13 protein-coding genes are annotated in these 25,476 nt (G+C 70.3%); 6 read left to right on the forward strand and 7 right to left on the reverse strand.

Features of this window, described 5'->3' with window-relative positions:
- Positions 1-85: 85 nt before the first annotated feature.
- Positions 86-8,773: a BapA/Bap/LapF family large adhesin gene (locus AC4GY7_RS16665; RefSeq protein ID WP_491116133.1), complete on the reverse strand. Its 8,688-nt coding sequence runs from the start codon at positions 8,771-8,773 to the stop codon at positions 86-88.
- Positions 8,774-9,364: 591 nt separating this feature from the next.
- Between AC4GY7_RS16665 and AC4GY7_RS16670 the strand changes: the two genes are divergently transcribed.
- Positions 9,365-10,123, forward strand: coding sequence for a Crp/Fnr family transcriptional regulator (locus AC4GY7_RS16670; protein WP_443585575.1), 759 nt, complete (start codon positions 9,365-9,367; stop codon positions 10,121-10,123).
- Positions 10,124-10,266: 143 nt separating this feature from the next.
- Positions 10,267-12,804: a PAS domain S-box protein gene (locus AC4GY7_RS16675; RefSeq protein WP_491116136.1), complete on the forward strand. Its 2,538-nt coding sequence runs from the start codon at positions 10,267-10,269 to the stop codon at positions 12,802-12,804.
- A 10-nt stretch (positions 12,805-12,814) separates the two neighbouring features.
- Here AC4GY7_RS16675 and AC4GY7_RS16680 read toward each other — a convergent pair whose 3' ends face one another.
- The 4 genes from AC4GY7_RS16680 to AC4GY7_RS16695 form a co-directional block, all read right to left on the reverse strand.
- Positions 12,815-13,342 carry a MarR family winged helix-turn-helix transcriptional regulator gene (locus AC4GY7_RS16680; protein WP_443585573.1) on the reverse strand — a complete coding sequence of 176 codons (528 nt, stop codon included), beginning with the start codon at positions 13,340-13,342 and terminating at the stop codon, positions 12,815-12,817.
- A 114-nt stretch (positions 13,343-13,456) separates the two neighbouring features.
- Positions 13,457-14,569, reverse strand: coding sequence for an endo-1,4-beta-xylanase (locus AC4GY7_RS16685; protein WP_491116138.1), 1,113 nt, complete (start codon positions 14,567-14,569; stop codon positions 13,457-13,459).
- A complete protein-coding gene (locus tag AC4GY7_RS16690) occupies positions 14,566-16,149 on the reverse strand; it encodes a rhamnogalacturonidase (RefSeq protein WP_491116140.1) in 1,584 nt (527 codons plus the stop codon). Before AC4GY7_RS16690 ends, AC4GY7_RS16685 begins: the two co-directional genes overlap by 4 nt.
- Before the next feature lie 71 nt (positions 16,150-16,220).
- Entirely contained in the window at positions 16,221-19,433 is a 3,213-nt protein-coding gene (locus AC4GY7_RS16695) for a TonB-dependent receptor domain-containing protein (protein ID WP_491116142.1), read from the reverse strand.
- A 302-nt stretch (positions 19,434-19,735) separates the two neighbouring features.
- Here AC4GY7_RS16695 and AC4GY7_RS16700 point away from each other — a divergent pair, with 302 nt between their 5' ends.
- Positions 19,736-21,349: a glycoside hydrolase family 43 protein gene (locus tag AC4GY7_RS16700; RefSeq protein WP_491116144.1), complete on the forward strand. Its 1,614-nt coding sequence runs from the start codon at positions 19,736-19,738 to the stop codon at positions 21,347-21,349.
- Positions 21,346-22,917, forward strand: a complete 1,572-nt coding sequence (locus tag AC4GY7_RS16705) for an MGH1-like glycoside hydrolase domain-containing protein (protein ID WP_491116146.1) — start codon at positions 21,346-21,348, stop codon at positions 22,915-22,917. Before AC4GY7_RS16700 ends, AC4GY7_RS16705 begins: the two co-directional genes overlap by 4 nt.
- A gap of 47 nt (positions 22,918-22,964) precedes the next feature.
- On the opposite strand, the gene AC4GY7_RS16710 is transcribed toward AC4GY7_RS16705, so the two are convergent.
- Positions 22,965-23,240 (reverse strand): LysR substrate-binding domain-containing protein, encoded by a 276-nt coding sequence (locus AC4GY7_RS16710; protein WP_491116148.1) that lies wholly within the window; start codon positions 23,238-23,240, stop codon positions 22,965-22,967.
- Positions 23,237-23,809 (reverse strand): LysR family transcriptional regulator, encoded by a 573-nt coding sequence (locus tag AC4GY7_RS16715; RefSeq protein WP_491116149.1) that lies wholly within the window; start codon positions 23,807-23,809, stop codon positions 23,237-23,239. The genes AC4GY7_RS16710 and AC4GY7_RS16715 overlap by 4 nt, the downstream gene beginning before the upstream one ends.
- A gap of 105 nt (positions 23,810-23,914) precedes the next feature.
- On the opposite strand from AC4GY7_RS16715, the gene AC4GY7_RS16720 reads away from it, so the two are divergent.
- Entirely contained in the window at positions 23,915-24,613 is a 699-nt protein-coding gene (locus AC4GY7_RS16720) for a pirin family protein (RefSeq protein ID WP_491116151.1), read from the forward strand.
- Positions 24,614-24,644: 31 nt separating this feature from the next.
- Positions 24,645-25,472: an alpha/beta fold hydrolase gene (locus AC4GY7_RS16725; RefSeq protein WP_491116153.1), complete on the forward strand. Its 828-nt coding sequence runs from the start codon at positions 24,645-24,647 to the stop codon at positions 25,470-25,472.
- Positions 25,473-25,476 lie beyond the last annotated feature (4 nt).

The raw sequence follows: 25,476 nt of genomic DNA on the forward strand, positions 1-25,476 counted from the left end.
AAAGGACCGGGAGATTTAAGAAAGCGTATAACTCACATGCCTATAACATGTTGTAACACAAAGAAATAAGATCGATTTTGGCGGCTTAAACACCATGATTGACAGTATTCCCGATATGGTCCTGATCGGGAAGCGTGACCAGATAGTCGAGCGGATCGACGACCGGGGGTAGCGGCGCATCGATCATCACCGCCGCATGGGCGCTTTCAGTGGTCGTGGTTCCGCCGTCCTGCGGCTGGGTCGCGAGATAGTGTGAAAGCACATCCTCCAGCTCGCCCCTGCCTTCGAACAGGTCGTAGGTGGCAAGTCCTGTCGCCGTGGTGACCGGGGCGTCGGCCGCCGCAACGCCGACGTGGGCGGTCAGCGCATCGAGCGGGATCACATCGGCCTCGACCGCGAAGACCTGCGTCGTCACCAGCGGCGCGGCGGCCGGACCATCGGCGGGCACGTCGATCGTCACCGTCAGCGTCGCGGTGGCGAAGCTGCCGCCCGGCTGGGCGAGCTGGTAGGTAAAGCTGTCGGTGAGGTCGGTCGCCGAATAGCCGAGCGCCGCGCTGGGCTGGTAGACGTAGCCCCCCGCCTCGTCGAGGGTCAGCGTGCCGTAGCGCCCGGTGAGCGTCACCGGCGTATCGCCGACCTCGGCGAAGCCGCTGCCGCTGTCGACGCGCAGGATCGCGAAGGGCGTGTGCGCGGTATCGTTGGCGAACAGATTGCCCTCCGCCGTCTCGCGCGTGGCGAGCGTATAGGCGTCGAGGAAGGTGGTGGTCGACCCCAGCGACACGGTGGTGCCGAACGTGCCCAGCGCCGCGCGGCTGCTGACGGTGTAGCTGTAGGTGCCGCTCGGCAGGTCGTCGAGCGTGAAGCTGACGCCCGTGCCGATCGGCAGCCCGGCGAGCGACGCCCGCGTTTCGGTGAACACCGTGGCACCGCCGGCATCGCGCACCGTCAGCGTATAGCTGGGGAGCAGCGAGAGCGAGAGGTTCGGCTGACGTACCGCGGTGATCGTCAGGTCCGCCGTCGCATCGGGGGCGACGGTGAAGCTGCCGCTGCCGGCACCGGTCGATGGCAGCAGCAGCCCGCCCGGCTGCGAGCCGAAGGTGAAGGCGGGGGCGACGGGCACGCTGGTTTCGACATTGGCGTAGGTGGCCGCGGCGACCGCCTGATCGGCGACGGCAACGGGCAAGCCGGTGATGTCCGGGCTGCCGATCGCGATCGACAGCGTCGCGCTTTCCGTCTCGCCGTCGGTCGGATCGAGCAGGGTGTAGGTGAAGCTGTCGGTCTGGCCGATGCCGGTGGGCGTGGCATCGGGCGTGTAGCTGTAGCTGCCGTCGGGATTGATGGTCAGCGTGCCCCAGGCGCCGTCGATCACCGTGCCGCCCGCCGCGACCGCGGTGGTGACGCCATTGACGGTGACGCTGGCGACCCGCGTGCCGGGGCCGGTCACGTCGACCTCGCCCGCCGGTCCGGCATCGGTGATGACGTTGCCGGTTGCGGTGCCGGGCGTCGTGGCGGCGATGTCGGTGAAGTCAGAATCGACGCCCGCGACATTGAGGCTGCCCAGCAGGCCGACGCCCGCCGTGCCCTGGAAGGTGAGGAAGGCGCGATATTCGCCCGGCCCCAGCGTTTCCGTTGCGCTCAGGTTGCCGTTGAGCAGGCCGACGTCGAGCAGCGAGGCAGGGCCGGTGCCGCTCACCGCCACCCATTGCGTGCCCTCCAGCCGCTGGACGACGACCGCATAGCCGCTGGCGACGCCGAGATCGAGCAGGGCGTCATAGGTGAACACGGCGTCCAGGCTATGGCCGGCCGCCACCTCGAAACGGATGGCGGGCACCGCCAGCACCTCCGCCTGGAGGTTCAGCGCACCGAGCGACACCAGTGCGACGTAATTGGCGGTGCCGTAATTGACCGGGGTGGTGCCCGGCACCAGGTCGATCGTCACCGTATCGGCATTGTCGAAGGCGGCGATATCGAACGGCGCGACGATGCTGGCAGGGTCGGAGACGTTGCCGGCGGCATCGGCCTGGGTGACGACGAGCGTCCCGCCGCTCGCCTGCGCGGGGGCGAGGGGCAGGGTGAAGCTGCCGTCCGCTGCCACCGTGCCGCTGCCGAGCAGCACGTTGCCGGGGCCGCGCACCTCGACCCGCGCGCCGGCTTCGCCCGCACCCGATAGGGTCGTGCCGTCGCCGGAGACCACCAGCGCGGTCGGCGCCGGCGGTGCGGTGAGATCGGGAGCCGCCGCATTGGCCGGCGCGGAGACGTTGCCCGCCGCATCGGCCTGGGTCGCGACCAGTGGCTCGCCGTTGCGCTGCGGGGTGGCGAGCGTGACCAGATAGCCGCCGTCCGCGCCGACGACCGCGCTGCCGAGGATGCCGCCGCCGGGAGCGGTGACGGTGACGGTGGCGCCGGGTTCGCCGATGCCGGCGACCGTGCCGCCGTCCGCGCCGACGCTGGCGGTGGGGGCGGCGGGTGCGGTGAGGTCGGGCGCCAGCGCGGGGACCGGCGGCGATGCGATGCCGGCACCGTCGGTCTGCACGACGTTCAGCAACTCGCCGTTGCGCTGCGCCACGTCGAGCACGACGGTGTAGCTGCCGTCGGCGGCGACGGTGGCGGTGCCGATCGGCACGCCGCCGGGTGCGGTGACGGTGACGCTCGCGCCGGCGAGGCCGGTGCCGGTGACCGCCGCGCCGTCTGCGGTGACGGCGGCGGTGAGGGCCGGCGGCTCGGCGAGGTCGGGCGCGACCGGGTTGGCGGGCGGCGAGACGTTGCCGGCGCGGTCGGCCTGCACGACGGTCAGGGTTTGCCCGTCGGTCTGCGGGGTGGTGAGCGGGACGGCGTAGCTGCCGTCCGGCGCGACCAGCGCGGTGCCGAGCGTTCCGCCCGGGCCGGTGACGGTCACGCGGGCGCCGGGTTCGCCGGTGCCGATGACGAACCCGCCGTCTGCCGAGACGGTCGCGACCGGCGCGGCGGGTGCCGTCGTGTCGGGGGCGAGCGCCGATGTGGTGCCGGAGGGGTTGCCGGCCGGGTCGCGCTGGCTGGCGCCGAGCAGTTCGCCGTTGGTGCGGGGTGTGTCGAGCGCCGCCGTATAGCTGCCGTCGGCGGCGACCACGGCGCTGCCGATCGCTGCGCCGCCGGGGGCAGTGATCGTCACCGTCGCGCCGGGTTCGCCCTGGCCGCTGACGCTGGCACCGTCTGCGGCGACGGTCGCGGTCGGCGCAGCGGGCGCCGTGATGTCTGGCGCGGCGAGCGGCGTCGCGGGCGATGCGTTGCCGGCGGCATCGGCCTGAACGACGGTCAGCGCCTCGCCGTTCGCCTGCGGGGTGGCGAGCGGCACGGTGAAGCTGCCGTCGGCCGCGACCACCGCCGTGCCGAGCGCGCCAGCCGGGCCGGTGACAGTCACCGTCGCGCCCGGTTCACCGGTGCCGGTCACCGTGGTGCCGCCGGCGTCGATTTCCGCGAACGGGGCGTCCGGCGCGGTGGTGTCGGGCGCCGCGTCGGTGGCAGGCGGCGAGACGTTGCCCGCGGCGTCGGCCTGCGTCACCGACAGCAGCTCGCCGTCGAGCCGCGGCGGCACCAGTGCGATCGTGTAGCTGCCGTCGCCGCCGACCGGCGCGGTGGCGATGACGCTGCCGTCGGGGTTGCGCAGCGTGACGGTGGCGCCGGGTTCGCCGGTGCCGCTCGCCGAGGCGCCGTCGTCGGCGACGACCAGCGTGGGCGCGGCCGGCGCGACGAGGTCCGGTGCGAGCGCGGCGGTGCCGGGCGAGACGTTGCCGCCGGCATCAGTCTGCGTCGCGGTCAGCGTGTCGCCGTCGATCTGTGGCGGGTCGAGCGTGGCGACATAGCCGCCGCCGGCATCGACGATAGCGATGCCGACCACCGTGCCTGCACCGTCGACGATGACGATGCGTGCGTTCGGTTCGCCGGTGCCGGTAACGCTGGCGCCGTCCGCGGCGACGGCGGCGGTGGGCGCGGCCGGCGCGACGAGATCGGGGGCGAGCGCCGTCGCGGCAGGCGAGATGTTGCCGGCCGCATCGCTTTGCGTCGCGCCCAGCGTCTCGCCGTTGACCGTCGCGGGGGCGAGCGGAACGGTGAAGCTGCCGTCGGCGGCGACCACCGCGGTGCCGAGCGGCGTGCCGTCGGGGGCGGTGACGGTCACCGTGGCGCCGGGCTCTCCGGTACCGGTCGCCGCCGTGCCGTCCGCCGCGATCGCCAGCGTCGGCGCGGCGGGGGCGGTAAGGTCGGGCGCCGGCGCCGCGATGCCGGGCGAGGCGTTGCCCGCCGGATCGGCCTGCGTCACGGTCAGCGTTTCGCCGTTGCGCTGCGGCGTCGCCAGCGTCGCGGTATAGCTGCCATCCGCGTCGACCAGTGCCGAACCGATCATCGTGCCGTCGGGTGCGGCGATCATCACCGTCGCGCCGGGTTCGCCGCTGCCGGTCACCACCGCGCCGTCCGCCGAGACGGTCGCGGTCGGTGCGAGTGGCGCGGTGAAGTCGGGCGCGAGGACGGGCGCGGCGGGGGACACGTTGCCGGCGGCATCGGCCTGGGTGACGGAGAGCGCCTCGCCGTTGGTCAGCGTCGTACCGAGCGGCACGGCAAAGGCGCCGCCGGCCGTGACCGTGGCGGTGCCGAGCGGCGTGCCGTCGGCTGCGCGCACGGTGACGGTGGCGCCGGGCTCGCCGGTGCCGGTGACGACGCTGCCGGTCGCGTCGAGCGCTGCGACGGGCGCCGCCGGTGCGGTGAGGTCCGGCGCGATGGCGGTCGCTGGCGGCGACACGTCGCCATCGCTGTCGGTCTGGGTGACGCGCACCGTCTCGCCGTCGATCCGCGGCGGCGCGAGCGCGACGCTGTAGCTGCCATCCGCGCCGGCAACGCCCGTCGCGACGATCGCACCGTCGGCGTCGTAGACCGTGATCGCCGCGCCGGCCATTGCGGCGCCGGTCACCGCCGTGCCGTCGGCGGCCACCACCGCGGTCGGCGCATCGGGATCGCGATCGGCGACGAGGTCGGGCGCCGTCGCCGCCGCCGGTGCCGAGACGTTGCCGGCGATATCGCTCTGGCGCACGGTCAGCTGTTCGCCATCGGTCTGCGCCGGCGCGATCGCGGCGGTGTAGCGACCGTCGGCGTCGACGACGGCGGTGCCGATCACCAGACCGAGCGGATCGCGCACGGTGACGGTGGCGCCAACCTCTCCGGTACCGGTCACGGCGGTGCCGTCCCCGGCGACGGACGCGGTCGGGGCGGCCGGGGCGGTGAGATCGGGTGCCACCAGACTGGTGGCGGCGGAGGTGTTGCCTGCCGCATCCGTCTGCGTCACGGCGATCGGTTGGCTGTCGACCTGCGGGGTGGCGAGGACGATCGTGTAGCTGCCCTGCGCGGTGACGGTTCCGCTGCCCAGCACGGTGCCGTCCGCGGCCGCGACGCTGACGGTCGCACCGGGTTCGCCGGTGCCGGTGACGACCGATCCGGTGCCGTCCAGCGTGGAGGCGGGCGCACCGGGCGCGGTGATGTCAGGCGCGGCGAGCGTCAGCGGCGGGGAGGCGTTGCCGGCGGCGTCGGTCTGGACGACACGGATCGTCTCGCCGTTCGCCTGCGGGCTGTCGAGCGGCGCGACGAAGCGGCCGTCAGCGCCGGCGACGGCGGTGCCGATCGGCGTGCCCGCAGCGTCGATCACCGTGATCCGCGCGCCTGGTTCGCCGAGGCCGACGACGCTGGCACCGTCACCGGCGACGGCAGCGGCCGGCGCGGCGGGCGCGGTGATATCGGGGGCGGCGGCGGCGGTCGCGGGCGACACGTTGCCGGCAGCGTCGGTCAGCGTGACCGAGACGCTGCCGCCATTCGCCTGGGCAGGCAGCAATGCCACCGCATAGCTGCCGTCGGCGGCGACGGTGCCGCTGCCGATGGCGGTGCCGGCGGGATCGCGCACGGTGACGGTGGCGCCGGGTTCGCCGGTGCCGGTCACCACGCTGCCGTCGGCACCGACCGCGGCGACCGGCGCGAGCGGTGCGGTCAGATCGGGTACGGCGACCTGGGTCGGCGTGGAGACGTTGCCGGCAGCGTCCGCCTGCGTCACCGCGATCGTGCCGCCGTCGGCCTGTGCCGGGTCCAGCACGGCGGCGTAATCGCCGCGTCCATTGGCGGTGGCGGTGCCGACGATCGTGCCGTCCGCGTCGCGCACGACGATCGTCGCACCCACTTCGCCGCGGCCGGTCACCACCGTGCCGGCGGCATCGAGCACCGCGCTCGGGGCAGCGGGCGCGGTCAGATCGGGGGCGAGCGCGGTGGCAGGGGGCGACACCGCGCCGGCAGCGTCCGTCTGGGTGACCCGGATGGTCTCGCCATCGATGCGCGGCGGGGCGAGGGCGATCGTATAAGCGCCATCGCTGGCCGCGGTGCCGCTGCCGATCACCGTGCCATCGGCTGCGTAGAGCGTAACCAGCGCGCCGGCGGCGGCGGTGCCGGTCACCGCGCCGCCGTCCGCGGTCACGCTGGCGGTCGGTGCGTCGGGGGCGGGTGCGATCGTCAGGTCCGGGGCGGCGGCGGTGGCCGGGGGCGAGACGTTGCCCGCGGCATCGGCCTGGCGCACGTCGAGCACCTCGCCATCGACCTGCGGCGGCGCGAGGGGAACGCTGTAGCTGCCGTCGGCGCCGACGGTGGCGGTGCCGATCACCGCACCGACGGGATCGCGCACGGTGACGGTCGCACCCGCTTCGCCGGTGCCGGTGACGGTCGCGCCGTCGGCACTGACGGCGGCGGCGGGAGCGGCCGGTGCCGTCGCATCGGGCGCGGTCAGCGGCGTCTGCGGCGACACGTTACCGGCGGCGTCGGTCTGGGTGACGGTCAGCGCCTGCCCATCCACCTGAGGATTGGCCAGGGTGACGGTATATTGCCCCTGCGCGCCGACCTGGGCGGTGCCGATCGCGGTGCCGGCGGCATCGCGGACGACGATGCCCGCGCCGGGTTCCCCGCTGCCGGTCACCACCGTCCCGCTCGCATCGAGCGTGGCGGCGGGCGCTGCCGGAGCGGTGATATCAGGCGCGCCAAGGGCGAGCGGGGTGGAGGCGTTACCGGCGGCATCGGTCTGCACCACAGTCAGCGCCTGCCCGTTCGCCTGCGCCGGCGAAAGCGTCGCGGCGTAGCTGCCGTCGGCGGCCACCGTCGCGGTGCCGAGCGCTGTGCCATCGGCGCCGGTCACGGTGATCCGCGCGCCCGCTTCGCCCGTTCCGGTGACGCTGGCGCCGTCGCCGGCGATGGCCGCGGTCGGCTGCGCCGGTGCGGTAAGGTCGGGCGCGATCGTGCTCGCGCCGCCCGAGGCGTTGCCGGCCGCGTCCGTCTGGATGGCGTCGATCCGGCCGCCGTCGACCTGCGGGGGTACCAGCGTTGCCGTGTAACGGCCGTCGGCGCCGACGCTGGCGGTAGCGAGTGGCGTGCCGGCCGCATCGGTGATCGTTACGCGGGCGCCGGGTTCGCCGGTGCCGCTCACCGCGATCCCGCTGGCATCGATCGCGACCGTCGGTGCGGCGGGTGCGGTGATGTCCGGTGCCGTGACGGTGAGCGCGGGAGAGGCATTGCCCGCTGCGTCGGTCTGCCGCACCGACAGCGTTTCGCCGTTCGCCTGGCCCGGCGACAGCGCGACCGTGAAGCTGCCGTCGGCGGCGACGGTGCCGCTGCCGATCACGCCGCCGTTCGCATCGGCGATCGTGATCCGTGCGCCCGCTTCGCCCGTGCCGGTGACGCTGGCGCCGTCGCCGGCGACGATCGCGGTCGGCGTAGCGGGTGCGGTGATGTCCGGCGCGGCAAGTGCGGCCGGCGGGGAGGCGTTGCCTGCGGCGTCGGTCTGCACCACCGACAGCGTGCCGCCATTCGCCGCGGCGGGTGACAGCGTCACCGTATAGCTGCCGTCGGCGGCCACCACTGCGCTGCCGATCACCGTGCCCGCCGCATCGCGCACGGTGACGGTCGCGCCCGCTTCGCCGGTGCCGCGGACGCTGGTGCCCGCATCGTCGATCGCGACGGCGGGGGCGGCTGGCGCGGTGAGGTCTGGCGCGGCGACCGGCGTGGCGGCCGAGACGTTGCCGGCCGCATCGGTCTGCGTCACGCGCAGCGGCTCGCCGTTGGTCTGTGCGGGCGACAGGGTGACCGCATAGCTGCCGTCTGGCGCCACCACGGCCGTGCCGACCACCGTACCGGCGGCATCGCGGACCTGGACGGTCGCGCCGGCCTCGCCGCGGCCGGTGATGCCGGTTCCGTTGGCACTGACGCTGACCGTGGGGGCGGCCGGCGCATCGCGATCGGGCGTGCCGTTGCCGGTGTCGGGATCGGGGATCGGCGGCTGGCCGGACGTGCCCTCGTCACGCTCGTCGCTGCCGCCCGCGGCCAGTGCGACGATGCCGCCAGCCGCCGCAACGCCGCCGAGCAGCGCCGGCACCAGCAGCGACGATCCGCCGCCATGCGCCTCTGCGGCCAGGATCTCGTCGAGGTCGCGCAGGGCGGAAAAGCGCGGCGTGCCGCCGCCGACGCGCGCCAGCCACTGGTAGCCGCTCTCGTCGCGCAGGACGAGGTCGTTGGCCACCACTGCATTGTCCGGGTAGAAATCGGCGATGCGGATCTGTTCGCCGTTGGTCAGGCGGATGACGAGATCGTGACCCTCGCGCTCGAACCCGGCCACCGCCGAGCGATCGAGATCCAGCCGGACGATGCTGGGGGTGTCGAGGTCGATGGCGTTGCCGGCAACGTCCGTCACCGCGCCGGTGGCCTTGGAAATGATCTGTGCGCTCATGGCTGTCTCCCTGTCCGCCGCACGACCGCTCGGCCGCCCGGCAAGGGCGACGGCGTCGTCTCCACGACAACAAAACCCAAGGTGCGGTGGCCCGGATGCTTCGGTTCCGAAATCGGAATCAATTCGCATTGTGGCCTGCCGCTATGGCTCTAGGTTCGAGGCATCACGACATCGTGACGATGGCACGAGGAGAGCGCGCCAATGTTTGACGGGGATGATGAAAGCGGAGGCGGCGTCATCGATTACGACGCCGATTATTGGCGGCGCAGAGAGTTACGTCAGCGTAACATGGCCCGGCGTGCTCGATGTAAACGGGCCCGGCGCGCGCATAGCGACTTGGCGAGCATCTATGCCATGCGCCACGGCAGCGGCACGGCGAGTGCCGCCGCCGGCCGTTCGCCATGGCAGATGGTGCAGGATTACGTCCGCAGCCTCTGGCCGCGCTGAGGCCAGAAAGAGGCGGGCCGGCGTCGTAGACGCCGGTTCGTCGGGACAGACTCCTGCCAACTGACTGGCAAGAGAAGCGTTTTGGTACGGAACCGGGCATATCTGCTCTTGCTGCACCACTTGGAAGCTCCATAGACGGGGCCGATGGACCATCTGATCGACGAGCCGCAGATCATCCGGGGGACGGGGCAGCGCGCGGCACAGACCGACAATTTCCTGCTGCAGAATTTGGCGCCCGCCGATTTCGCCATGCTGCGCCCGCATCTGGAGCGCGTGCCGTTCCGGACGGGCGAGGCGTTGGCGCGGGCTGGGGAGCCGATCGACAGCGTGTGCTTTCCCGAAGGCGCGATCGCCGGGATCATCGATGCGCTCGACGGCGATCACCGGTTCGCGGTCGGGCTGGTCGGGCAGGAAGGCTTCGTCGGCTGGCCGCTGCTGCTCGGCGACGACATCTGGCCGCACGACGTGGTCATGCGCGCAGAGGACGGCCAGGCCCTGCGGCTGCCCGCGCGGGTGCTGATGGAAGCGGTCGATCGCAGCGACACGCTGCGCCGCACGCTGCTGCGCTTCACCAACGTCATGATGCTGCAGATGAGCCGCACCATCGTGTCGTCGCTCGCCCATTCGATCGAGCGGCGGATGGCACGCTGGATCCTGCTCTATCACGATCGCGTCCGGGCCGACGAGATCTGCATGACGCACGAGGAATTCCGGCTGATGCTGGGCGTGCGCCGCTCCAGCGTGACCGATGCGCTGCACCGGCTGGAGGAGGAACAGGCGGTGCGCACCAGCCGCGGCCGGGTGATCGTCGCCGATCGCGGCAAGCTGCTCGACCTGGCCGGCGACACCTATGGCCGTGCCGAACGGGAATATCGCCGGCTCATCATCGGGAATGCGCCCTAGGCCCGCTGCGCGGCGCCTGCGACGGAACGTTGGCCGATGGCTTCCGCTGGTGGAGATGCTCGGCTAAGTTATTGCCCCATGATGGATGCGCCGACCCCCGAAGCCTGCGCGCCGCCGACCCGCTTGCAGGACCTGACCACCCGATGTCGGACGCATCCGCCCGAAGCCTGCCCGATACTGCCGCGCTCGGCTTTCTGACCGGCGGGGGCGAGTGCGGCCGGCTGATCGGGGCGCGGGACTGGGCGGCGACCCCGCTCGGGCCGATCGAGGCATGGCCGCAAAGCCTGCGCACCGCCACCGCCATCCTGCTGCGTTCGCCGGTGCCGATCGTGATGCTGTGGGGCGAGGACGGCGTCATGCTCTACAATGACGCTTATTCCGCCTTCGCCGGCGGCCGCCATCCGCACCTGCTCGGCTCCAAGGTGCGCGAAGGCTGGCCGGAGGTCGCCGACTTCAACGACAATGTCATGAAGGTAGGACTGGCCGGCGGTACGCTGCATTACCACGACCAGGAACTGACCCTGTATCGCCATGATCGGCCGGAACAGGTATGGATGGACCTCGATTACTCGCCGGTGCTGGATGAGAGCGACACGCCGGGCGGGGTGATCTGCATCCTGGGCGAGACGACCGAACGCGTGGCGGCGGAGCGGCGCACCGCGTTCCTGCTGTCGCTCGCCGACGCGTTGCGCCCGCTCGAAACGCCGGGCGCGATCATCGCGCTGGCGGCGGAACGGCTGGGCGACTGGCTGGATGCCAGCCGCGTCTTCTATGCCGAGATCGCCGGCGGCTTGATGACGGTGGACAGCGATCATGCCCGCGGCGTGCCCTCGATCGTCGGGCGGCATTCGCTCGAGGCGTTCGGGCCCGACCTGCTCGGCGCCTACCGCACCGGCCTGCCCGTCGTGGTGCGCGACGTGCAGGGTGACGATCGGCTGAGCGCCGCGGCCCGCGACGGTCTGACGGCGCGCTCGGTCGGTGCCTTCGTCGACGTCGTGCTGTTCGAGGAAAGCGAATGGGTTGGGCTGCTCGCCGTGCAGTCCGCGGTGCCCCGCGTCTGGACTCCCGCCGAGGAGAGCCTGGTCCAGGAGGTCGGCGAGCGGGTCAAGACCGCGGTCGAGCGTGCCCGTGCCGAAGAGGGCCTGCGCGAACTCAACGAGACGCTGGAGGAGCAGATCGCGTTGCGCTCCGCCGAGCGCGACCGGCTGTGGAACCTGTCGCAGGATATGCTGACGCGCGCCGATTATGCCGGCATGATGTCGGCGGTCAGCCCGGCCTGGACGCAGGTGCTCGGCTGGTCAGAGGCCGAACTGCTCAGCCGCGGCTATGCGAGCTTCATGCACGCCGAGGACGAATCGCATACGCTCGCCTCGATCGCCCATATGGCCGAAACGCGGCGGCCGACACGGTTCGAGAACCGGATCGCGACGCGATCGGGCGGCTGGAAGCACATCGAATGGACGGTCGCGCCCGAGGCGGACGGCGTCAATTTCGTCGCGGTCGGCCGGGACCTCAGCGACGCCAAGGCGCGCGAGGCCGATCTGGAGGTCGCACAGGAAGCGCTGCGGCAGAGCCAGAAGATGGAGGCGATGGGCAGCCTGACCGGCGGCGTGGCGCATGATTTCAACAACCTGCTGACCCCGATCATCGGATCGCTCGACATGCTGGTGCGCAAGGGGCTGGGCAGCGAACGCGAGCGGCGGCTGATCGGCGGTGCCCTGCAATCGGCGGAACGTGCCAAGACCCTGGTCCAGCGGCTGCTCGCCTTCGCCCGCCGCCAGCCCTTGCAGCCGACCGCCGTCGATATCGGCCGGGTGGTGGACAATATGGCCGGGCTGATCGCCGCCACGCTGGGACCGACGATCGACGTGCGCGTCGACCTCGCCGACGTGCCGCCTGCGCGGGCGGATCTCAACCAGCTGGAGATGGCGCTGCTCAACCTGGCGGTGAACGCGCGCGATGCCATGCCCGATGGCGGCACGCTGACCATCGCGGCGCGCACGCAGAGCGTGACAACGCGCGACGGTCGCGGCCTGCCGCGTGGCCATTACGTCCGGCTCAGCGTCGCCGACACCGGATTCGGCATGGATGCCGAAACGATGAAGCGTGCGGTCGAGCCCTTCTTCTCCACCAAGGGCGTCGGCAAGGGCACCGGGCTGGGCCTCTCCATGGTCCATGGCCTTGCCGCGCAGCTCGGCGGCGGGCTGACCATCGACAGCACGCCCGGTGAAGGCGCGACGATCAGCCTGTGGCTGCCGATCAGCGTGACGACGGTGAGCGACGACGAACGGCCGGTGGAGATCGCACCGGGTACCATGGGGCGCGGGACCGCGCTGTTGATCGACGACGAGGAACTGGTGCGGATGAGCACCGCCGATATGCTCGCCGATCTCAGCTACCGCGTCGTGGAGGCCGGCTCGGCGGAGGAGGCGCTGCGGCTGCTGCGCGGCGGTCTGGAGCCGGACCTGCTGGTGACCGACCATCTGATGCCGGGGATGAGCGGCGCGCAGCTCGCCCGCGAACTGAAGGCGAGCCGCCCGCACCTGCCCGTGCTGATCGTATCGGGCTATGCCGAGGAAGAGGGCATCGACGCCGACATTCCGCGGCTGACCAAGCCGTTCCGCAATGCCGAGCTGGCCGCCAGCCTGTCTGCATTGTCGGTGCTGACGCGAAGCGGCTGAGCAACCGCAGTCAGGCCGCCTCGGCGCCGCGCATCGATAGCGGATGGGGCGCGGCGTGGAAGGCGGCGAACTGACGTTGCACGTCGTCGCTCATCAGGTTCTGCATGATCGTCCAGTAACCCGCGACCGCATCCTCGCCCGAGGCGGCATAGGCGCGGCTCATGTTGCTGTGCAGGCCGGCGAACAGGCGCTGTTCCAGCGCCGTGCCGGCGGGGGTGAGCGACAGCAGCCGCTGGCGGCGGTCGGCCTCTCCCTGGCGTTGCTGGACGAGTTCGCGCTCCACCAGTCCGCCGAGCACCCGGCCGAGCGATTGTTTGGTGACGCCGAGCAGGGTGATGAGGTCACCGACCGACAGGTTCGGCTGCCGGGCGATGAAATACAGGCAGCGATGGTGCGCCCGGCCGAGGCCGAGCGCCGCCAGTTCCGCATCCGAATGCCGCAGGTGCGATTTGTGGGCGAACAGCAGCAGGTCCATGCCGCCGCGGATGACGTCGTCGCGCAGATATTGGGCAGCCGGTGGCTTGATCGGATCGGGCATGCGTCGCTTCTCGGGTGTCCGTGACAAGGGGCGGGGACCGATGCATGCATCGCCCCCCGTGTGTCAGACGACACGCAAGGACAACATCCGCACCCTATTTTGCAAAAAAACCGCTCAGGCGCGTGGCGGGGCGGCGGCGAAGGCCGCGGCGATGGCGTCGCGCATCGGCTTGGGGCGAAAGGCGGCGTCGAACGGACACGGGCGCTTGGGCAACCCGTCGGCGCGCGGGCGGAAGCCGTTGAGCCAGCTGTAGCGGTCGCTCAGCCCCCAGCACATCACCGTCTTCGTCTGGGGGTAGGAGAGCATCAGGTCGAGATAGGCGCGGGTATGCGTCGCGACCTCGGCATCGCGCCGCGCGATGGCACCGGGCAGGGGATTGTCGTGCACGTCCATCTCGGTGACCAGCAGGTCGAGGCCCATCCCCGTCACGGCATCGAGGAAGTCGCGCCAGCCGAGTTCGTCGATCGCGCCAAGCCCGGTCGGACTGTCGCTGTACTTGCTGCCGAGATGGCTCTGCACCCCAAGCGCATCGACGGGCGTGCCGCGCGCCTTCATGCCTTCGAGCAGCTTGAGCACGGCGGCGCGGTGCACGGCCTCGTCCTGCCGCCAGCCCATATAGTCGTTGTAGACGAGTTGCGCGTTAGGCGCCGCCTGGCGCGCGGTGTGGAAGGCGATGTCGATCACCGCCTGCGCCCCGATCGGCTTGGACAGCGCCGTCTCGCGCAATGTGCCGGTGTCGGAATCGATCGCTTCGTTGACCACGTCGAAACTGTCTACGCGGGGGGCATAGCGGCCGGCGACGGTGCGCACATGGTCGGCGAGCAGTCGCTCCGCCTCGGCCCGCGGGTTGGCGCCGAAATCGTAGGTCTTGATCCAATCCGGCATCCAGCGTTCGGAATGCCAGAGCAGCGTATGGCCGCGCACGCCGAGCCCGTTGGCGCTCGCCCAATCGACGATGCGGTCGGCAGCGCGAAAGTCGAAGGTCCGCGCGTCAGGCCGGGTCGCAGACCATTTCATCTCGGTTTCCGGCACCACCAACGCGCATTCGCGGGCATTGAGCGCGCGATAGGCGGGATCGTAGAAGTTCTTGTGGCCCATCGTGCTGCCGAACCGGATGCCCTTGGCTGCGGCGATGCCGCCCAGCGTATCGCGGCCCCTGGCTGCGGCGGGCAGCGGCAGTGCGAGTGCTGCCATGCCGCCGATCAGGGTGCGCCGGTCGATCGTCATCGTCCGATCTCTCCCGTGAACGGTCCTGCGATCGTGCGGTCGGGCAGCGAGCGGCTGCCGAAGCTGCGGAAGTCGGTCACGTCGCGAAGCGCGAAGCCGATACCGGCCGGCACCGTCATGCGGAACGCGTCGACGCCGGCGACATCCTCCAGGCGGATGGCGGGGCGCGGATCGGCGGCGGCAACCGCGACCTCGACGTTGCTCAGGCCGAGGCCGCGGACGTGGCGCGCGAACAGACCCGTCGCGGGGAGATCGCCGAACATCGTCGCTTCGGGGTAGCCCAATTCCTCCTCGGGGGGCTGCAGCCGCGCCATCGCCGCCGGTGCGCCGCCGACATGGTGGAGGTGGACGTCGCTGATCGCCACGTCCTCGATCGGGTGGCCGGCAAGGCCGGCGATGACCGAGGGCAGCATCGTCGCGTTCGAACTGACGAGATTCTGGATGCGGATGCGGCGCATGGTGCCGATCGCCCGCCCCTTCGGCCCGCGCATCCGCTTGCCGAGGCGCAGGAACAAGGGCGCATCGACGATGCCGCGCATCGTGATGTTGCTGACCACGACATCCTCGATCATCGCACCATCGACCGTTTCGAAGGCGAGGCCGCGGCTGTCCTCGAACACGCAATTGCTGATCGCGATGTTGCGGAAGCCGCCGTTGCTTTCCGTGCCGAACTTGATGCGGCCGTGGATCGTCTTGGCGAACGATGCGGGCATCTTCTGCCAGGTGCCGTCGAGCACCGAGCCGATCCGGTAATTGCCGGTGACGAAGCAGTTGGCGATCGTCAGGTTTTCGGTGATGCGCGGTTCGCCGAGCGCATAGCTGCTCTTGGGGCAGATCGCATCGTCATAGGGCGAATTGACCGTGCAGTTGCTGATCCGGACGTTGCGGCAGCAATCGACGTCGAAGCCGTCGCGGTTGGTGTCGACCAGCAGATTGTCGATGGTGAGATTGTCGACGCCGGTGGCGAGCAGCGCGAACCAGCCGCCCTCCAGCATGCGGAAATCGCGGAGCAGGACGTTGCGGCAATTCTTGAGCGCGATCGCCTTGTTGCCGGTGCCGGGACCGTTGGGGTCCTTCAGCCAATTGTCCTTGCCGTCGCCGCGGCCGAGGCCCTTGCCCCAGATCAGGCCTTGGCCGAGGATCGCGATATCGTGCAGCCCCTCGCCCCAGATCAGGCTGTTCTTCCAGTGGCTGTGGCCGAAATCCTGGAACATGTCCCACGGGTTGGGCTCGGCATGGTCGTAGCCGCCGCCGGCGCCCGGTGCGGCGGCGAGGATCGTCGCGCCAGCGTCGAGGTAAAGGGTGACGCGGCTCTTCAGGCGGATGGTGTAGCAGGCATAGGTGCCCGCCGGGATCAGCACCGTGCCGCCGCCGCGCGCCGCCGCCGCCTCGATTGCGCGGTTGACGGCGGGGGTGTCGATGGTGATGCCGTCGCCCTTCGCGCCGAAGTGGCGGACGTTGAGCCAGCCCTCACCGGAGGAGACGGCGGCAGGCGCGCCGGTTTGTGCCGTGGCGCCCGCGGACAGGGCAGCGAGTCCTGCCGACCCGCCCATGATGATCGAACGGCGATCGAGCGTCATCGCGACCGGCTCCTTTGCAGACAAAAGCGGGCGGGGCGGCAAACGGGCCGCCCCGCCCAGGGAGGGGACGGTTAGAACTTCAGGGTCGCACCCAGGAAGAATTCGGTGCCGAGCACGTCATAGGTCGCCGAGAAGGTATTGGCGTTCGGCCCCTGCGTGGTGATCGGCGGGTTGGTGTTGAAGATGTTGTTGGCGCCGCCGAACAGCTGGATCTGCTTGGCGATGTCGTAGCTGAACGACAGGTCGAAATAGTTGCGGTCGTTGAGCTTGGGGAAGGAGATGCTGGCAAGTGTCGGCGTCGCCGCCGATCCTTGACGCAGCGGCACCACGAAGCGATCGGTGGTGACCGGCCCGACATAGCGGTGGCGCAGGCTGAGGCTCAGATCCTCGATGTTCCAGGTGATGCGGCTGGTGCCCCGCCAGCGCGGCAGCGGCTGGCCGCAGGTCGGGCCGAACGACCCGGCGCACTTGTTCTGGATGTTGGGGAAGGCCGCGACCGGCGTCGAGGTGAATTCGGCGAGCCAGGTATAGTTGGTGCCGAAGTCGATCGAACTGCTGCTGCCGAAGCCGGGCAGGCCGAAGCCAAGGTTGACGCGGTAGCGTGCAGCGAAGTCGATGCCCGAAGTCTTGAGAGACCCAGTATTCGCATTGAGAATTCGCGCGACATAGGGATCGTTGATTTCGCCCGTGGTCGGATTGCGGTTGATCGCGCGGCAGAACTCGCTGTCGGCATTTTGGAGGACGGTGTAGCAGAGGTTGAATGTGTTTTGCAGACCGCCGCCGAGCGAGGATACCGCCCCTTCCAGCGTAATGTTGAAATAATCGACGCTGAGGTACAGGCGCGGTGCCGCCTGGGGCGTGATGACGACGCCGGCGGTATAGGTGTCCGACTTTTCCGCGCCGAGGTTCGGGTTTCCGCCGAAATCGGCAGGAATGATCGTGTTGGGCTGCACCACGGAGGTGAAGACGTTCGCTGCCGGCACGCCGGTGGCGATGCACACTGCGCGCACCGCCGCGGTCTGCTGCGCAGCGGGCGCGCGGCTGGAGCAGGGGTCGGTGGCGACGCCGACGACGCGATTGATGCCGCCGTACAACTCGCCGACGTTGGGTGCGCGGATCGCGCGCTGATACTGACCGCGGAAGGCGAGATCGCGGTTTACTCGCCAGTCGAGCCCGCCGAGATAGGTCCACACCCCGCCGACGCCGGACAGGCTGTAGTTGGAATAGCGGAACGCGCCGTTGGCGACGAGGCTGTCGATGAACGGCGTGTCATGGATCAGCGGCACGCGAATTTCGCCAAACACTTCCTTGACGCTGGTGCTGCCGCGCGTCGGTAGGCCGGGGTTGAAGCCGGCGACGTCGCCCGACGACAGGAAGCTGTCGGGGGTGAACTGCGCGCTCGTCTTGCGCCATTCATAGCCGTAGGAGAAGCCGACCGGACCGGCGGGCAGCTTGAACAGGTTGCCGGTGATGCTGCCTTGCGCGACCTGCTGCGTCGCGATCGTCGTGTTGGTGGCGCTGATCGCGATCGCCGAGGCGCAGGCGGCCGAGACGTTGGCACCGAAGATGTTGCAGACCGGCGCCGCGCCGTTCACCGAGAGGAGGTTCTGTTGCAGGCGGCTGCGCGAGATGGCGTTGCGCAGCAGCAACGTGTCCTCGCTGCGCGCATAGGTGTAGTAGACGTCGTACTTGAGGTCGGTCAGAAAATTCTCGCTGACGTCGCCCAGGTCGCCGCGGAAGCCCCAGGCACCACGGAACACGTTGCGCCGCTCGCTCGCCTGACGCGCGCCGACCTCGACGTAGCGGCGGCCGGCGGTCAGCACGGCGAGGCCGTCGCCCGGCGTGGTGGTGCGGGTCAGCGTGCCGCTGGTGACGGTGGTGGTGCCGGTCTCGGCGAGGTCGAGCTGGCGCAGCACCGCCTGCAATTGCGGCGTCAGATAGGGATTGTTGACGTTGAACAGCGTCGGCGAGCCGACGTTGGTCGGCGCAAGCCGCGCATCGACCACGTTGTTGCTGTAATGCAGCTCCATGTAGCCGGTGATCTTGTCGCTGAAGTCGTAGTGACCGAAGCTGTTGATCATCCAGCGTTCCTGTGGCTGGATCAGGTAATTGTCGGGGCCGAGGTTGAAATCGTCCTGCGGTGTGATCTGCGGACGCGCGGCGGTGCCGGCGTTGTTGAAGGTGAAGCCGCGGCTGGTCAGCTGGCCGAGCCCCGCCGCCGCATAGGCCGCGTTGAGCGCGGCATTCGATCCGCCGAATGCGGGGATGCCGGAGAAGCGGCCGTTGGGGATGTCGCCGCTGCCGCCGGCGACGAAGCCCAGCGCACCGCCGCCCGCCACGCAGCCGAGGCCGGCGGCGGGGGTGAAGGGCGTGCCGGCGCGGGTCGCGCTGACCGTATCACGGGTGACGCAGCCGTCCTGCAGCGAATCATAGGCGAAGCTGCCGCGCTCGCCACGGGTGATCGCGCCGCGCTTCAGGTAATTGCCGGCGACGACGAGGTTGCCCTTGCCCTCGGCGAAGTTGCCGCCGAGCGTCAGGTCGAAATTGTAGACGGGGGTGCCGGTCGGTCGGTCCATGTTGACCTGCGCGCGACCCTCGACGCCTTCGAAATCGTCGCGGATGATGAAGTTGACGACGCCGGTGATCGCGTCCGAGCCATAGACGGCGGAGGAGCCGCCGGTGACGATCTCGGTCCGCGCGACCAGAGTTGAGGGAATGGTATTGAGGTCAGTGACCTGTTCGGGGCCGAAGATCGCGAAGCGGCGGCCGTTGACCAGCACCAGGTTGCGGGTCGAGCCGAAGCCGCGCAGGTTGACGTCGGCATAGCCGCCCGGAACGGTGTTGGAGGTGGCGCCGCCCAATTGCGAGCCCACCGCCTGCGGCAGCTGGCTGAGCGTGCGTTCGACGTTGACGTTGCCGGACAGCTTGATGTCGTTGGCGTCGACGACGCTGACCGGGGTGGAGGCATCGAAGCCGTTGCGGGCGATGCGCGATCCCGTCACGACGATATCGGCGCCGGTGCCTTCATCGGCGGCCTGGCCAGCGGCGTTGACCGCGCTGCCGGCCTGGCCGTTGGGATCCTGCACCGTGCTGGTCTGCGAGTTGCCATCGGCGTCGGTCGGCGCGGGCGGCAGCTGCGGCTGTTCGCCGGTGGTGGTCGCGGGCGTGGCGGCGCCGGGCTGCACGGCGGTCTGCGCGGCGGCGGGCGCGGCGGCAAGACCGAGTGCGAGCATCGTGCCGCACAGGAACTGCGCGCGACGGCGGCGGTGGACGAGGTCCTTCATGCAATCCTCCCTTTGTTGCGGCGCTGTGCTCGGTCGCAGGACCGGCCAGCGCTCGCGGTGTATCGGCGGACAATCCGCTGTGCCTCTCCGCCCCCTCGGCGGATTGGCGTACCATATTATGGGAAGCCTTATTATGGTTGAGGGATGCGGTGTCAAGAGGTAGCGTTACCATCATGGATGTGGCCTAACCGTTTGATGGGACGGCTATATGTCGGACTTGATTCCCGCTGCCCGAGCTTCGGGAGCGAGATAGCGCTAACGAGGCGGGGCAGCAGCACCGCCCACGAAGAGGGAGAGACTGGATGACCGGACGGACCAAGGGCTGGTGGCTCGCCGCGTGCCTGCTGGCGACCGGATCGGCCGGCGTCGATGCCGGACCTGCGGCGAAGACCTATGCCAATCCGATCCTCTATGCCGACTATTCCGATCCCGACGTGATCCGGGTCGGCAAGACCTATTACATGGTCGCCTCCAGCTTCCATTTATCGCCGGGCATTCCGATTCTCGCCTCCAGCGATCTGGTGCATTGGCGTATCCTCGGCCACGTCCTGCCCCGGCTGCCGTTCGCGCCGGAATACGACATGCCGGGGCCGCACATGCTGACCGATGCGATCTCCAAGCCGGTCGGCGGCACGCGTTATGCCGGCGGCGTCTGGGCGCCGTCGATCCGCTTCCATGCCGGCCGCTTCTACGTCTATTGGGCGACACCCGACGAGGGCATCTTCATGGCGACCGCGGCGCGGGCGGAGGGGCCGTGGAGCGCGCCGGTCAAGGTGATCGACCAGCCGCTGCTGGAGGATCCCTGCCCGTTTTGGGACGATGACGGCACCGCCTGGCTGGTGCATTCGCGCCACGGTGCCGGTCCGCTGATCCTGCACCGCATGAGCGCGGACGGCACCCGCGTGCTGGATGCCGGCACGGTGATCGTCGAGGACAAGGCAAACCTGCCGATCCTCGAAGGACCGAAGGTCTACAAGCGGGGCGGCTATTACTACATCCTCGCGCCCTTCGGCGGCGTCGAGAAGGGCGCGCAGGTGGCGCTGCGTTCGCGATCGATCCGCGGGCCGTACGAACAGCGGGTGGTGCTGAGTCAGGGGAGCACCGCGGTGCAGGGGCCGCACCAGGGCGGCTGGGTGGAGACGCCCTCCGGCGAGGGCTGGTTCGTCCACTTCAACAGCACCGGGGCGTTCGGCCGGATCACCTATCTGGAGCCGCTCGTCTGGAAGGACGATTGGCCGATGATCGGGCAACCGATCCCCGGCACGAACGGCGGCCAGCCGGTCACGACCTTCCGCATGCCGCATACCGGGTCGCCGCCGACGCGCGACCGATTGCAGGATTCGGACGGCTTCGACGCTCCGCGACTCGGCGTGCAATGGGAATGGAACCACAATCCCGATCCCGCCCGGTGGAGCCTGACCGCGCGGCCCGGCTTCCTGCGGCTGACCGCGGGGCGGGCGGATAACCTGGTCACCGCGCGCAACACGCTGACGCAGATTCTGCAGGGGCCGCGCCGCCGAATCACCGTGCGCATCGATCCAGCCCGGATGACCGACGGCCAGCGCGCCGGCCTGTCGCTGTTCGGCGTGCGGCCGAGCTGGATCGGGCTGGTGCGCGATGGCGACGTCACGCGCGTGACGCTGGCGAGCAAGGGGCGCGAGACGCCTTCGGTCGCGCTGACCGGGCGCGGTATCGACCTGCGCGCCGAGGTGGGGCCGGAACAGACGGTGCGCTACAGCTACAGCCTGGACGGCGGGCGCCGGTTCGTCGCGCTCGGCGATGCCATTCCGCTGGCGCGCTTTTCGTGGTGGAAGGGGTCGCGGCCGGCGCTGTTCACCTACACGCACAAGACGCCGGGCGGGTCGATCGACATCGACTGGGTCCGCGTCGAACCCCTGTCGGGAGATGCCGCATGATCGATCGCCGCCTGTTCCTCGCCGCCGGTGCGGCGCTGACCGTGCCGGGCGCGGTGCGCGCCGCCGCGGCCCCCGCCGATCCGGATGCGCCGCATTTCGCCACCGGCAACGCGCGCTGGCAGGCCGCCTATGACAAGGCGCTCGCCATCCTCGCCGGCAACGTGCAGGTCATGCCCTATGTCAACCGGCCGGTGCTGATCGAGGGATCGGTGTACCGCGGCATCTGGCAGGAATGTGGGCCGCACGAGGCGCTGGTCTATCGCAAATGGCGGCCCGACGTGGCGCGCGACAGCCACCTCACCTTTTTCGAGCTGCAACGTGCCGACGGGCAGCTGCCGGCGAACAACAAGGAGACGGAGACCGGCTTCGGCCAGATCCAGATGGTGGTGCCGATCGCCGCCACCGCCTGGGAACTCGCCCGAGCGACCGGCGATTCGGCGTTGCTCGAACAGGCGTATCGCGGCGGTGCGATGTGGGATACGTGGCTGGGTCGCTATCGGGACACGCGGCGGACCGGCCTGGTCGAGGGGTTCTGCACCTACGACACCGGGCACGACAACAGCCCGCGCTGGCGGGGCCTTCCCAACCAATGCCCCAACAAGAACGCCAAGGTGCATGCCGCCGACCCCGCGCTGCCGCGGCTGTGCCCCGACCTGTCGGCGACCGTCTATGGCGGCCGACTGGCGCTGGCGGCGATGGCGGATGCGCTCGGCCGGCGGGTGGAGGCGGAGCGCTGGCGCGAGCGGGCCGAGGCTTTGCGGGGCGCGATCGTCGCGCGCCTCTGGTCGGCGGAGGATGCGGCCTTCTACGATCGCGATCCGCAGGACCGGTTCGTCGCGATCCGATCCGACATCCTCAGCCGGATGTGCGGCGAACGGGTGCCGGACCAGGCGATGTTCGACCGGATGTGGGAACGGCAGCTGGGTAACCCCAAGGCGTTCTGGACACGATTCCCGCTGCCCTCGATCGCGGTGAACGACCCGACGTTCGTGCGGCCGATCCCGGCGAACAGCTGGGGCGGCGCCTCGCAGGCGCTGACCGCGCTTCGCGCCGGTCGCTGGTTCGACCATTACGGCCGTGGCGCCGAGTTCACGCGGATGATGGATCAATGGTGCGAGGCGATCCAGGCGGACATGAGCTTCCGCCAGCAGATCGACCCCGACACCGGCGTTTTTACCAAGGGGGCGGACGAGCCCGATTACTCGCCCTGCGCGCTGGTGATGGTGGACTATACCTGGCGTCTGATCGGCGTGCGCGAGGAGGGCGAGGACCTGCACTGGACGATCCGGCCGCGGCATGCCGCCGCCCGCGACGCGGTGCTGACGCTGCGCACCGACGGCGGGCGGCGGGCGGCGATCCGCTATCGCGGCGATGGCGCGGAGTTGACGCTGGACGGCCGGCCGGTGGCGCGCGTCTCGGGCGGCGCAGCGCGGCTGGTGACCGACGCGGCGGGCGTGCCGAAGCGGCTGGTCGGCGTCGATCCGGCGCCGCAGCGGGTCGTGCTGGTGCGGCCGGGGCAGGGGAGCAGGACGCTGAGGCTGCGCGGCAACCAGCAGCTGGCGGTGTGATCCGGTGCGCGGCTAGGGGGTGGCGGTATCGGGTCCCGTTCGACCGATCACCCCTGGTCGCAGCTCCACGGCGCCTCCTTCAGCGCCTGCGCGAGATGGTCGATCACCACCTGCACGCGCAGCGGCCTGAGCGGGGAGGGTGGCATCAGCAGGTAGAGCGCGAGGGGAGGCGCGGACCAGTCGGGCATCACGACCTCCAGCGCGCCGTCCTGCAGGTCGCGCCAGACGAGGAATTCGGGTTGCAGGGCCAGCCCCGCGCCGGCGCGCAGGGCGGGGGCGAGCAGGTCGGCATTGTCGGTCCACAGGCCGACGCGGGGGGTCACCGCCTCCTCGCCGAACTGCGGATGGGTGAAGCGCCACAGCCCCGGCGAGGCGCCGCCGGGACCAGCAGCAGTCGCACCGTGCACAGCCGCCGCGCGAGCAGCGACGAATCCTCCAGCCGCGCGATGCGCAGCGCCAGGTCGAAACCATCGGCGATCAGGTCGACGTGCCGGTCGCTCAGCGCGATATCCAGCGTCACCTCGGGATAGGCGGCGAGGAAGCCGGGCAACGTCGCCGCCATATAGCCGATCCCGAACGACAGCGGCGCGCTCACCCTGACGCGGCCGCGCGGCGCCGCCGATTGTTCGGTCGCTTCGTCCTCGGCCGCCTCGCCCTCGCGCAGGATGCGGGTGGCGCGCTCCAGCACGCCGCGACCGCCGTCGGTCAGCGTCACCTGCCGCGAGGTGCGCGCGAGCAACGCAACGCCCAGTCGCTCCTCCAGCCGGGCGATCGCCTTCGACACGGTGGGATTGGCGAGGCCGAGCTCCTGCGCGGCACGCGCGAAGGAGCCGGTTTCGGCGACCTTGGCGAAGATCGCCCAGGCTTCGAGATCGGGTAGACGACGTGGCATTTTCGGCAACGATGCAATGCCATCATTGCCGTTTCGTCAAGCGGCATCATCGCCCATCTTGCTTGCAACGGAGCGAAACGCCGCTCCCCGCCAAGGAGATACGCCATGATCGAACGCCGCCCCTTCGCCGAACTCGGTGGTGCCAACCACGGCTGGCTCGATGCCAAGCACCATTTCTCGTTCGCCAGCTACTATGATCCCGCCAAGATGGGCTGGGGGCCGATCCGGGTGTGGAACGACGACACGATCGCCGCCGGCACCGGCTTTCCGCCGCATCCGCATGCCGACATGGAGATCATCACCTACGTCCGCGACGGCGCGATCACGCATCAGGATTCGCTCGGCAACATCGGCCGTACCGAGGCGGGCGACGTGCAGGTGATGAGCGCGGGCTCCGGCGTGCGCCATTCGGAATACAACCGCGAACCCGGCGAGACCCGCATCTTCCAGATCTGGATCGAGCCCAAGAGCCGCGGCGGCCAGCCGTCCTGGGGCGCCAAGCCCTTTCCCAAGGGCGACCGCGCGGGGACGTTCGTGACGCTGGCGAGCGGCATCGACGGCGATACGGACGCGCTGCCGATTCGCACCGATGCCCGCGTGCTCGGCGCGACGATCAAGGCGGGCGAGACGGCCGAATATGCGCTCGGCGCCGGCCACCACGCCTATCTCGTCCCCGCCACCGGCGCGATCGACGTGAATGGCGTGCGGATCGATGCACGTGATGGCGCCGCGATCAAGGATGAGGCCATCCTCTCCGTCACGGCGCTGGAGGATGCCGAAATCGTCCTCGTCGACGCCGCCTGACGCCAACCATCGTCGAACAGGGAGACAGACCATGCCCTTCATCACCAGCGCCGACGGGACCGAGATCTTCTACAAGGACTGGGGCCCGCGCGATGCCCAGGTCATCCACTTCCATCACGGTTGGCCGCTGAGTTCGGACGACTGGGATGCGCAGATGATGTTCTTCGTCGCCAAGGGCTATCGCGTCGTCGCGCACGACCGGCGCGGGCATGGTCGCTCCTCGCAATCGGCGACCGGCCACGACATGGACAGCTATGTCGCCGACGTGGTCGCCCTGACCGACGCGCTGGATCACCGGCAAGCCATCCACGTCGGCCATTCGACCGGCGGCGGCGAGGTGGCGCGCTACGTCGCACAGGCCAAGCCGGGCCGGGTCGCCAAGGCGGTGCTGGTCAGCGCGGTCGCGCCGATCATGGTCCAGACGGACGCGAATCCCGATGGCGTGCCGATCGCAGTGTTCGACGAGGTGCGCACCCAGACCGCGACCAATCGCGCGCAATTCTTCTGGGACTTCACCTTGCCCTTCTTCGGCTACAACCGCGACGGCGCCGAGGTGAAGGACGGCGTGCGCCGCAACTGGTGGCGGCAGGGGATGACGGGCAGCATCCTCGCCCACACGCTCGGCATCAAGGCGTTTTCGGAAACCGACTTCACCGCCGACCTGCAGGCGATCCGCGTGCCGACGCTGGTGATGCACGGCGAGGACGATCAGGTGGTGCCGTTCGCGACGACGGGCAAGCTGTCCGCCGATATCGTCGCGGGCGCCGTGCTGAAGAGCTATCCCGGCCTGCCGCACGGCATGCCGACCACGCATGCCGATGTCATCAACGCGGACCTGCTCGCCTTCATCGAAGGTTGAGCAC

This window comes from Sphingomonas sp. SP5, assembly GCF_058313455.1.

Bases quoted from the DNA above. Each gene is read 5' to 3' on its own strand.
- AC4GY7_RS16665 (WP_491116133.1), bottom strand. From the start codon at position 8,773: ATGAGCGCACAGATCATTTCCAAGGCCACCGGCGCGGTGACGGACGTT.
- AC4GY7_RS16670 (WP_443585575.1), top strand. From the start codon at position 9,365: ATGGACCATCTGATCGACGAGCCGCAGATCATCCGGGGGACGGGGCAG.
- AC4GY7_RS16675 (WP_491116136.1), top strand. From the start codon at position 10,267: ATGTCGGACGCATCCGCCCGAAGCCTGCCCGATACTGCCGCGCTCGGC.
- AC4GY7_RS16680 (WP_443585573.1), bottom strand. From the start codon at position 13,342: ATGCCCGATCCGATCAAGCCACCGGCTGCCCAATATCTGCGCGACGAC.
- AC4GY7_RS16685 (WP_491116138.1), bottom strand. From the start codon at position 14,569: ATGACGATCGACCGGCGCACCCTGATCGGCGGCATGGCAGCACTCGCA.
- AC4GY7_RS16690 (WP_491116140.1), bottom strand. From the start codon at position 16,149: ATGACGCTCGATCGCCGTTCGATCATCATGGGCGGGTCGGCAGGACTC.
- AC4GY7_RS16695 (WP_491116142.1), bottom strand. From the start codon at position 19,433: ATGAAGGACCTCGTCCACCGCCGCCGTCGCGCGCAGTTCCTGTGCGGC.
- AC4GY7_RS16700 (WP_491116144.1), top strand. From the start codon at position 19,736: ATGACCGGACGGACCAAGGGCTGGTGGCTCGCCGCGTGCCTGCTGGCG.
- AC4GY7_RS16705 (WP_491116146.1), top strand. From the start codon at position 21,346: ATGATCGATCGCCGCCTGTTCCTCGCCGCCGGTGCGGCGCTGACCGTG.
- AC4GY7_RS16715 (WP_491116149.1), bottom strand. From the start codon at position 23,809: ATGCCACGTCGTCTACCCGATCTCGAAGCCTGGGCGATCTTCGCCAAG.
- AC4GY7_RS16720 (WP_491116151.1), top strand. From the start codon at position 23,915: ATGATCGAACGCCGCCCCTTCGCCGAACTCGGTGGTGCCAACCACGGC.
- AC4GY7_RS16725 (WP_491116153.1), top strand. From the start codon at position 24,645: ATGCCCTTCATCACCAGCGCCGACGGGACCGAGATCTTCTACAAGGAC.